Annotated in this window: 8 protein-coding genes; 7 read left to right on the plus strand and 1 reads right to left on the minus strand. The window is 60.9% G+C overall.

The features are described from left to right. Positions 1 to 58 precede the first annotated feature (58 nt). The gene (locus tag F8N49_RS20850; RefSeq protein WP_151552377.1) at positions 59 to 1,132 is read right to left on the minus strand and encodes a diguanylate cyclase; all 1,074 of its coding nucleotides are present in this window, start codon (positions 1,130 to 1,132) and stop codon (positions 59 to 61) included. 188 nt (positions 1,133 to 1,320) lie between these two features. On the opposite strand from F8N49_RS20850, the gene F8N49_RS20855 reads away from it, so the two are divergent. The 7 genes from F8N49_RS20855 (at position 1,321) to F8N49_RS20885 (ending at position 9,774) form a co-directional block, all read left to right on the plus strand. Continuing rightward, positions 1,321 to 2,775: an NAD(P)/FAD-dependent oxidoreductase gene (locus F8N49_RS20855; RefSeq protein WP_151552379.1), complete on the plus strand. Its 1,455-nt coding sequence runs from the start codon at positions 1,321 to 1,323 to the stop codon at positions 2,773 to 2,775. Positions 2,776 to 2,796: 21 nt separating this feature from the next. After that, positions 2,797 to 3,723, plus strand: coding sequence for an alpha/beta fold hydrolase (locus F8N49_RS20860; protein ID WP_122750622.1), 927 nt, complete (start codon positions 2,797 to 2,799; stop codon positions 3,721 to 3,723). 92 nt (positions 3,724 to 3,815) lie between these two features. Then, positions 3,816 to 5,315, plus strand: coding sequence for a glycolate oxidase subunit GlcD (gene glcD, locus F8N49_RS20865; protein ID WP_151552381.1), 1,500 nt, complete (start codon positions 3,816 to 3,818; stop codon positions 5,313 to 5,315). Further along, positions 5,315 to 6,364, plus strand: coding sequence for a glycolate oxidase subunit GlcE (gene glcE, locus F8N49_RS20870; RefSeq protein ID WP_122750620.1), 1,050 nt, complete (start codon positions 5,315 to 5,317; stop codon positions 6,362 to 6,364). The genes glcD and glcE overlap by 1 nt, the downstream gene beginning before the upstream one ends. 2 nt (positions 6,365 to 6,366) lie before the next feature. Then, entirely contained in the window at positions 6,367 to 7,587 is a 1,221-nt protein-coding gene (glcF, locus tag F8N49_RS20875; protein ID WP_151552384.1) for a glycolate oxidase subunit GlcF, read from the plus strand. A gap of 88 nt (positions 7,588 to 7,675) precedes the next feature. Further along, entirely contained in the window at positions 7,676 to 9,055 is a 1,380-nt protein-coding gene (locus F8N49_RS20880) for a VOC family protein (RefSeq protein WP_151552386.1), read from the plus strand. A 176-nt stretch (positions 9,056 to 9,231) separates the two neighbouring features. Then, positions 9,232 to 9,774, plus strand: coding sequence for a hypothetical protein (locus F8N49_RS20885; protein WP_143128159.1), 543 nt, complete (start codon positions 9,232 to 9,234; stop codon positions 9,772 to 9,774). The last annotated feature ends 60 nt before the right edge of the window (positions 9,775 to 9,834 follow it).

The following is a 9,834-nucleotide window of genomic DNA, read 5'->3' on the forward strand; positions in this document are numbered from 1 at the left end:
GAGCGTCCCAAAAAATCGCAGCCTTCGGCAGCTCCTACATGGGATCTTCGATCACTCTTCAGACCGAATCCAGCAGCGCCTGCCTCGGTTTGTTGTCACTGTTGCAGATCACCCGATTGCGCCCACTGGCCTTGGCTTCGTACAACGCCTGATCGGCCTCATCCAGCCAACGCGTGGCGTCGGCATGGCTCGGGTCGTAGGCGGCCAGACCAATGCTCAGGCTGACCTTCAACGCCGGGTTCTGCTCGTAGCCCATCACCGCGAAACGCTCGCGCAAGGCTTCCATGGCCTGAGCGGCGTTGAACAGTGGCAGCTCCGGCAGGATCACGCAGAACTCATCCCCGCCGTATCGCCCGGCCACATCCGTGGCGCGCAGATTCTGTTTGAGCAGTTTGCTCAACTGGCGCAGGACGATATCGCCGGCGACGTGGCCGTAGGTGTCATTGATCGCCTTGAAGTGATCGATGTCGATCAGCGCAATCGCCGCGCCCTGCTGCTGGCGTTTGCAGCGCTGGAACGCGAGGTTCAGTTGATCCTTCCAGGCGCCGTGATTGAGCAGGCCGGTCAGGCTGTCGGTGCGACTCAACGCCAATAATTCGCGCTTGTGCCGACCGAGGGTCGAGGCCTGGCGAAAGCAGATCCAGCCCAGCGCCAGCGGATACAGCAATAGCAACGGCAAACAGGCGTAGAGCTGCAGCGGCGTTGTTGGCGGGATGAACGCCGGCGCAAACACCACCAGCCCGACGCCGATGCCCAATAGCTGCGCCGCCGACCCGGCGAGCAAAAACCGCCCACCACCGATGGCGACGTTGTTCATTGCCATCATCGAAATCGTGGTTGCGCTGGGCAAGGGATTGAACTGCATGGCGGCGACCCAGAAGCCGCCCATGAATGCGTCGATCAGCAAATTGCGGTGTTCGGCGCGAAACGGCACGCTCGAGCGGCGCGCCCATAGAAAGGCCAGATGCGGCCAGACCAGGCCGTTGAAGAGCATCAGGCCCCACACCCACAGCGGCGGATCGAGCGCGTGCATCGCCACGCTGACACACATCAGCCCGAGCAGCAGCCCGAACACCCGCGACCTGTAAAGCCTCCTGGCCAGTGAAAGTCCCTTTCCTCGCGTATTTCCCATAAGGGCCTCGACCGCGCGATGCATGGTTACACCCCGACACGGATGTGTTCGGAGTCTATCAGGGCGCCGTTAAATAGCCATCACCGGCCAGCGGCCTGAATAGAGCGCTATCAGCGCCGCACGCGCGGCCCAGAGTTGGCTATAAATGAAAGAGGGGAAATGGAAAAACAACTATAAAAAGGGGGCACATGCATACCTACGCTGTGTTGATCATCGGCAGCGGTTTCGGCGGCCAGTGCGCGGCGGTCAACCTGCTCAAGGCCGGGATCGACGACTTTCGCATTCTCGAGCGACGCGACTTCTTCGGCGGCACCTGGTGCCAGAACACCTACCCCGGCGCAGCGGTGGACGTGCCGTCGCCGCTGTATTCGCTGTCATTCGCACCCTACCGCTGGTCGCAGATGTTCGCCGAACAGGCGGAACTGCGTCACTACACCGAACAGCTGATCGAGCAGTTCGGTTTACGCGAGCGCGTGGAACTGGGGGCCGATGTCGAGCGCGTCGAATGGGACGAAGCGGAAAAGCATTGGTTGGTGTACACCCGCGCCAGAGGTACTTTCCGAACCCAATTCCTGATCAATGCTTCTGGGCCGCTGAGTCAGCCGGTCATCCCACCCTTTCCCGGGATGGATCGCTTTCAAGGCAAGACTTTTCATACAAATAACTGGGACCACAGCTACGACTATCGCGGTAAACGCGTGGCGATCGTCGGCAGCGGTGCCAGCGCAGCCCAAGTGATCCCGGCGATTGCACCCCAGGTCGAACATCTGCATGTGTTCCAACGCACGCCGCATTGGGTGCTGCCGCGTGCCGATCGCAAATTCGGCCGTTTCCAGCGCTGGCTGCTCGGTCTGAAGCCGGCGTACAAGCTGCTGCGCTGGCTGATCTACTGGAATTTCGAAACCCGGGTGATCGCCTTCAAATACTCGAAGCCGGCGATTCATCTGGTCCAGCGACATGCGCTGCGGTTCCTCAAGCGCCAGGTTCCAGACCCGGTACTGCGGCAGAAACTCACCCCGGACTTCACCATCGGCTGCAAACGCGTGTTGGTGTCCAGCACGTACTACCCGGCGCTGAGCCGCGCCAACGTCACGTTGCACAGTCGCGAGCACGGCATCGCTTCGATCGACGATAGCGGGATCAACACCGTGGACGGCGAGCATCTCGATGTTGATCTGATCGTCTGGTCGACCGGTTACGACGCCACCGACGGGGTGATTTCCTACCCGGTCAGCGGTAAAAACGCGGTGCAACTCAGAGATGTCTGGGCCGAATACCCGCGCGCCTACCTCGGCACCAGCCTGCCGGATTTCCCCAACCTGTTTATCGTCACCGGGCCGAACACCGGCATTGGCCACACTTCGGCGCTGTTCATCATCGAATCGCAGATGAACTACATCCTCGACTGCATCCGCACCGTGCGGGCCAAAGGCCTGCGCAGCATCGAAGTGCGCCGTGACGCAGAACGTACCTACACTGCAATGATCCACCGGGAAATGCAGCGCACGGTGTGGAAGTCCGGTGGTTGCCACAGTTGGTACCAGAGCAAGAGCGGTCATGTGATCGCGATGTTTCCCGGCTTCAGTTTCAGCTATCACCTGCTGACCCGGGCGCTGAAACCGGCCGACCATATTTTGTCCTGAACACGTAAAAGGAAGACGTCGATGCTTTTGCTGTTTGTCGCACTCGCGGTTTTCGTGGCCTGGAGCTGGTTGAGTTACCCGGCGGTCGGCCATTGGCTGTACAACCTGGCCATGGCCAGCGAGGCCAGGTTGTACAAATTGCACAAGATCGAAGTGCCGATCGCCGAGATGACCGTGTCGACCTGGCAAGGCGGGCCGTACGAGGCGTCCAGCGCGATCCTGATGCTGCACGGCTTCAGCGCCGACAAAAGCCTCTGGCTGCGCTGCGCCCGGCATTTCGTCCGTCAGTATCGGGTGATCATTCCGGATCTGGCCGGCCACGGTGAGACTGGCTTCAAGGCTGGCGGCGGTTACGACATTGCGGTTCAGGCCAAACGCATGATTCAACTGCTCGACGTCTGCGGCGTGGAGAAAGTCCACGTCATCGGCAACTCCATGGGCGGCTACATCGCCGCGTGGCTGGCAGCGACCTATCCGGAGCGGATCGCCTCGCTGGCGCTGATCGACCCGGCCGGCGTCACCGCACCGGAGCCGAGCGACATGGAGCGCCATCTGGCGCGCGGGCATAATCCGTTCCTGATCAACTCCCGCGAAGAATTCCAGCGCTTCTACGCGATGACCATGGAGTCGCCGCCGTGGGTACCGAAACTGGTGCTGGACGCCGTCGCCCAGCGCTATGAGCAACAACGTGACGAGCTCGAAGAAATCTTCCGCGACTTCCGCGCCAGCCCGCCGATGGAGCCGAAACTGGCCGAGATCAAATGCCCGGCGCTGCTACTATGGGGGCGCAAGGATCGCCTGATCGACGTCAGCAGCGTGCCGGTGTGGAGCAAAGGCATCGCCAATCTCGAAGTGGATGTGTGGGATCACGTCGGGCACATGCCGATGGTCGAACAGCCGGGAAATACCGCGCGGCTGTACGGGGAATTTCTGGAACGACAGCGATGAAGATGGATATTCGCAATGCCCCGAGTGGCGCAACTGATCGTTCCCATGCTCTGCGTGGGAACGATCAGCGGAGACAGAAGGTTGGCGTTCCCATGAACATCCTTTACGACGAACGCCTCGACGGTCCGTTGCCCGAGGTGAACAAGGGCGAATTGCTCAAGGCTCTGCAACAAGCCCTGCCGGACCTGGACATCCTCTGGCGCGAAGATGAACTCAAACCCTACGAATGCGACGGCCTCTCCGCCTACCGCACCACGCCAATGCTGGTCGCCCTGCCCCGGCGTCTGGAGCAAGTGCAAACCCTGCTGAAACTCTGCTATCAGAACAACGTGCCCGTGGTCGCGCGGGGTGCCGGTACGGGATTGTCCGGCGGCGCGCTGCCACTGGAAAAGGGCCTGTTGCTGGTGATGGCGCGGTTCAACAACATCCTGCACATCGACCCCGCTGCACGTATCGCGCGGGTTCAGCCGGGGGTGCGCAATCTCGCCATCTCCCAGGCGGCGGCCCCGTTCGGCTTGTATTACGCACCGGATCCGTCGTCGCAGATTGCCTGTTCGATCGGCGGCAACGTCGCGGAAAACGCTGGGGGCGTGCATTGCCTCAAGTACGGCCTGACCGTGCACAACGTGCTGAAAATCGAAGTGCTGACCATCGAGGGCGAACGTCTGACGCTGGGCTCCGAGGCGCTCGATTCAGCCGGTTTCGACCTGCTCGCCTTGTTCACCGGCTCCGAAGGCCTGCTGGGGATCATCACCGAAGTCACGGTGAAGTTATTGCCCAAACCGCAAGTCGCCAAGATCCTGCTCGGCAGTTTCGATTCAGTGGAAAAGGCCGGTCGTGCGGTTGCCGAAATCATCGCTGCCGGGATCATTCCGGGTGGTCTGGAAATGATGGACAACCTCGCCATCCGCGCCGCCGAAGACTTCATCCACGCCGGCTATCCGGTCGACGCCGAGGCGATTCTGCTGTGCGAACTGGACGGTGTCGAAGCCGACGTGCACGACGATTGCCAGCGCGTACGGGAAGTCATGACAGCGGCCGGCGCCACTGAAGTGCGCCAGGCCCAGGACGAAGCCGAGCGCGTGCGTTTCTGGGCCGGGCGCAAAAACGCGTTTCCGGCGATCGGCCGGTTGTCGCCGGATTATTACTGCATGGACGGCACCATCCCGCGCCGCGAATTGCCCGCTGTGCTGCAAGGTATCGCCAGCCTCGGCGAGGAATATGGCTTGCGCGTGGCCAATGTGTTCCATGCCGGCGACGGCAACATGCATCCGCTGATCCTGTTTGATGCCAACCAGCCGGGGGAGCTGCATCGCGCCGAGGCATTGGGCGGCAAGATCCTCGAACTGTGCGTGAAGGTCGGCGGCAGCATCACCGGCGAGCACGGCGTCGGCCGCGAAAAAATCAATCAGATGTGCGCGCAGTTCAACAGCGACGAGCTACTGCTGTTTCATGCGGTGAAAGCCGCGTTCGATCCGCAGGGCCTGCTCAATCCTGGCAAGAACATTCCGACCCTGCACCGCTGCGCCGAATTCGGCGCGATGCACATTCACGCCGGGCAACTGCCCTTCCCCGAGCTGGAGCGATTCTGATGGCTGATTTCGATGCCGCCAAGGTCCTGCTCGATCAGGTCAACGCCGCGCGGGCCAATGCCACGCCGCTGAAGATTCAGGGCGGTAACAGCAAGGCCTTTCTCGGCCGCGAGGTGGCCGGCGAAGTGCTCGACACCCGCGCCCATCGCGGCATCGTCCAGTACGACCCGACTGAGCTGGTGGTCACGGTGCGTGCCGGCACGCCGTTGTCCGAGCTGCTCGCGGCGTTGGATGACGCCGGGCAAATGTTGCCCTGTGAACCGCCGTCCTTCGCCGACAGCGCCACGGTCGGCGGCATGATCGCCACGGGACTGTCCGGACCTCGCCGGCCGTGGTCCGGCTCGGTACGCGACTTCGTTCTCGGCACGCGGGTGATCACCGGCCTCGGTCAGCATCTGCGCTTCGGTGGCGAAGTGATGAAAAACGTCGCCGGTTATGACCTTTCGCGACTGATGGCCGGCAGTTTCGGTTGCCTCGGCGTGCTCACCGAAGTGTCGCTGAAAGTCCTGCCGAAACCGCGCCAGTGCCTGAGCATTCGCCTCGATATCGACTGCGCTCGGGCCTTGAGCAAACTTGCCGAATGGGGCCAGCAACCGCTGCCGATCAGCGCGGCATGTCACGATGGCCAGAGTCTGTATCTGCGTCTGGAAGGCGGCGAAGGTTCGGTAACGGCGGCGCATCAACGGCTCGGTGGTGAGCCGTTGGACTCGGTTTTCTGGCGCGACCTCAACGAACAGCGCCTGAGTTTTTTCGACGAAGGTTTGCCGCTGTGGCGCCTGTCATTGCCGAACAATCTCGGCCCTCTCGAGTTGCCCGGCGAGCAACTGATCGACTGGGCCGGCGCGCAACGCTGGGTGAAATCCGAAAGCTCTGAGATTCACGCACTCGCCCATTCCTTGGGCGGCCATGCAACGTGCTTTACCCACGGTGCCACCGACTCGCCGTTTCAACCCATGGCGCCAACCCTGTTGCGCTACCACCGGCAACTCAAGGCACAACTCGACCCGCAAGGGCTGTTCAACCCCGGGCGAATGTACGCGGAGGTTTAGCCATGCAAACCACCCTCAGCGAGCAATCGCGCCAACTGCCCCGCGCAGGCGAAGCGGAAAAGATCCTGCGCACCTGCGTGCATTGCGGCTTTTGCAACGCTACGTGCCCGACCTATCAATTGCTCGGCGATGAACTCGATGGCCCGCGGGGACGCATTTATCTGATCAAGCAAGTGCTCGAAGGCGCACCGGCCACCGAACAGACGCAACTGCATCTGGACCGTTGCCTGTCGTGCCGCAACTGCGAAACCACCTGCCCATCCGGCGTCGATTATCACAACCTGCTCGACATCGGCCGTGCGGTGGTCGACAGCGCGGTGCCACGCCCGGTCGCCCAGCGCTTGCTGCGCGAAGGCTTGCGCGCGTTGGCGCCGAATCCGGCTGTGTTCAAAGGCTTACTGCGCATGGGCGCGACCTTTCGGCCTCTGCTGCCGCGCCTGCTGGAAAGCAAACTGCCGCAGCGCTTGGGTGTTATGGGGTCGCGCCCTCCTCCTAGGCATGCGCGCCGGGTGTTATTGCTCGAAGGCTGCGTGCAACCGGGCCTGTCGCCGAACACCAATGACGCGACCGCGCGGGTGCTCGATCGCTTGGGCATCAGCGTCACCCCGGTGAGCGAGGCCGGTTGCTGCGGCGCTCTCGACTATCACCTCGACGCTCAGGCCAAAGGTCTTGACCGCGCTCGACAGAACATCGACGCCTGGTGGCCGCACCTGCAGAACGGCGCCGAAGCCATCGTGCAGACGGCCAGCGGTTGTGGCGCGTTCATCAAGGATTACGGGCATTTGCTTGCGGACGACCCGATCTACGCCTCGAAAGCACGGCGGATCAGCGAAATGACTCGGGATCTGGTGCAAATAATCGCTGAGGAACCACTGGAGCAAGTATGCGCCGCCAGCGAACGGCGCATCGCCGTGCATTGCCCGTGCACCTTGCAGCACGCACTGAAACTCGGCGGCGCCGTGGAAACAGTGCTGACCCGACTCGGCTTCAACCTCACACCAGTGCCGGACGGCCATTTGTGCTGCGGCTCGGCGGGCACCTACTCGCTGACCCAACCCGTGCTGGCGCGGCAACTGCGCGATCAGCGCCTCAACGCCCTGGAAAGCGGCCGGCCCGAGTTGATCGTCACTTCCAATGTGGGCTGTCAGAGCCATCTGGCGAGCGCCGGGCGCACGCCGGTCAGACACTGGATCGAGCTGGTGGATCAGTCGTTGGCAGAATGAAGTTCGTAGGATTCTTCGTTTGCCCGCGTGGGCGAAGGCTGCGATCTTTTCCGGCATCCATTTCGTCACCGTGGCAGGAATTTTTTTCATGACCGTGCAGCCGTTCGTCAGCCCCGACCTGATCCGCCAACGCTTCTCCCGAGCGATGTCCGACATGTACCGCGAAGAGGTGCCGCTGTACGGCGCGCTGATGGAACTGGTGGAAAAAACCAATCGCGAAGTGCTGGCACGTCAGCCTGAGATTGCCGGACAGCTCAAGCGCACCGGCGAAATCGAACGCCTGGACATGGAACGCCACGGCGCCATTCGCGTCGGCACCGCGAGCGAACTGGCTACCCTCGCCCGCCTGTTCGCGGTGATGGGCATGCAACCAGTGGGTTATTACGACCTGACCCCGGCCGGTGTGCCGGTGCATTCAACGGCGTATCGCGCGGTGCATGAAGAAGCGCTGCAGGTCAGCCCGTTTCGCGTGTTCACCTCGTTGCTGCGCCTGGAGCTGATTGAAGACGCTGAATTGCGTTCGTTTGCCGAGTCGGTACTGGCCCGTCGTTCGATTTTTACTGAAGAGGCGTTGCGCCTGATTGAACAGGCGGAAACGGCAGGCGGACTGAATGACGACGAAGCCGCAGAATTCGTCCGACAGGCACTGGAGACTTTTCGCTGGCACCACAGCGCCACCGTCAATGCCGCGCAATACCAAAAACTCAGCGCTCAGCACCGCTTGATCGCCGATGTCGTTGCGTTCAAAGGCCCGCACATCAACCACCTGACCCCACGCACGCTGGACATCGACACCGTGCAGGAGCAGATGCCTGCCCATGGCATCACACCCAAAGCGGTGATCGAAGGTCCACCACGCCGCAACTGCCCGATCCTGCTGCGCCAGACCAGTTTCAAGGCGCTGGACGAGCCGATCGCCTTCACCGATCAGCCCGAAACCCGTGGCAGCCACAGCGCGCGTTTCGGCGAAATCGAACAACGCGGCGCCGCCCTCACGCCCAAGGGTCGCGCGCTGTATGACCGCTTGTTGAATGCCGCTCGCGATGAATTGGGCGACTTCCCTAACGAAGCCAATGCCGCACGCTACAACGCGCTGATGACGCAGCACTTTGCGGAATTTCCTGACAGCATCGAGGGCATGCGCGAACAGGGGCTGGCGTACTTTCGTTATTTCGCTACGGAAAAGGGCTTGGCCGCCGAAGGACTTGGTGAGTCGTCCCTGGAGGACTTGCTGCGCGATGGCTACGTGAAAGCGGAGCCGCTGGTGTACGAAGATTTCCTGCCGGTGAGCGCAGCGGGGATTTTTCAGTCGAACCTGGGGGATGCCGCACAGGCGCATTACGGCGAACACTCCAATCGACAGGCTTTCGAACAGGCGCTGGGGCGTTCGACCATTGATGAGCTGGGGTTGTATGCCGAGACGCAACGGCGGTCGATTGAGGAGTGTTTGACCCGACTCGCGCGTTAAAACATCAAAAGATCGCAGCCTACGGCTGCTCCTACAGGGGAAACGCATTCCAAATGTAGGAGCTGCCGCAGGCTGCGATCCTTTGATCTGAAGCTATGAGGCAATCTTTGCCTCTGGACGACTTGCAAAAATGGATGGAGTCCAGCGTCTGGGGGAACAAAACTAAGAATCGCAGCATGCAGGACGAATGGAACGAACTGGCAAAGGTCGTGCAAAAACCTACTTGTGAAATGATTCGTGATGCCAAGCAGACCTATCTGAAGCTTATAATTCCAGGCGTTAGCACGCAGGAAATGGATACTCGAAAATTGCAATTGAAAGCGTACCAGCAATATCGCGATGTTCCAAAGAAAGGGGGTTACGCGCCCGGCCCTTTTCCCTTGAGATGGCGGGAGTGCACGACAACCTGGATTAGTCGATTAGTCGTAGCCAGTAAAGGCAGCGAAGCGTTGACAATTCATTTGCCGATCAGTGACTCATTGCAGACCACAGATTTTTCCTTGGCATTGACCATCGCTTATCAATTGGAAGCTGAACGTGACGTAATGCACGAAACCTGCTTTGTGCTGCGTGACCTGCATATTGTTAGCTCACCTTATAGGCGCGATCCAACGCGCGGTGTCTTTAAGCTTGATTCTGCCGACTCATTGCCGATTGGCATAAGTAAATCCCAATTCATATTGTTTAAAAAAGAAGATTTGGGGACCATCGATGCTTAAAAGCCTTTTCAAGCGCGGCGCTAAATTCACTACTTCTGAAGCCGCGGCGGACATCCGTAG

The organism is Pseudomonas sp. GXM4, assembly GCF_008923895.1.
Classification (GTDB): Bacteria; Pseudomonadota; Gammaproteobacteria; order Pseudomonadales; family Pseudomonadaceae; genus Aquipseudomonas; species Aquipseudomonas atacamensis.

What these genes read in the sequence shown, in the direction of transcription:
- glcD (WP_151552381.1), top strand. Translation starts at nt 3,816, where the DNA reads ATGAACATCCTTTACGACGAACGCCTCGACGGTCCGTTGCCCGAGGTG.
- glcF (WP_151552384.1), top strand. Translation starts at nt 6,367, where the DNA reads ATGCAAACCACCCTCAGCGAGCAATCGCGCCAACTGCCCCGCGCAGGC.
- F8N49_RS20880 (WP_151552386.1), top strand. Translation starts at nt 7,676, where the DNA reads ATGACCGTGCAGCCGTTCGTCAGCCCCGACCTGATCCGCCAACGCTTC.
- glcE (WP_122750620.1), top strand. Translation starts at nt 5,315, where the DNA reads ATGGCTGATTTCGATGCCGCCAAGGTCCTGCTCGATCAGGTCAACGCC.
- F8N49_RS20850 (WP_151552377.1), bottom strand. Translation starts at nt 1,132, where the DNA reads ATGGGAAATACGCGAGGAAAGGGACTTTCACTGGCCAGGAGGCTTTAC.
- F8N49_RS20885 (WP_143128159.1), top strand. Translation starts at nt 9,232, where the DNA reads ATGCAGGACGAATGGAACGAACTGGCAAAGGTCGTGCAAAAACCTACT.
- F8N49_RS20855 (WP_151552379.1), top strand. Translation starts at nt 1,321, where the DNA reads ATGCATACCTACGCTGTGTTGATCATCGGCAGCGGTTTCGGCGGCCAG.
- F8N49_RS20860 (WP_122750622.1), top strand. Translation starts at nt 2,797, where the DNA reads ATGCTTTTGCTGTTTGTCGCACTCGCGGTTTTCGTGGCCTGGAGCTGG.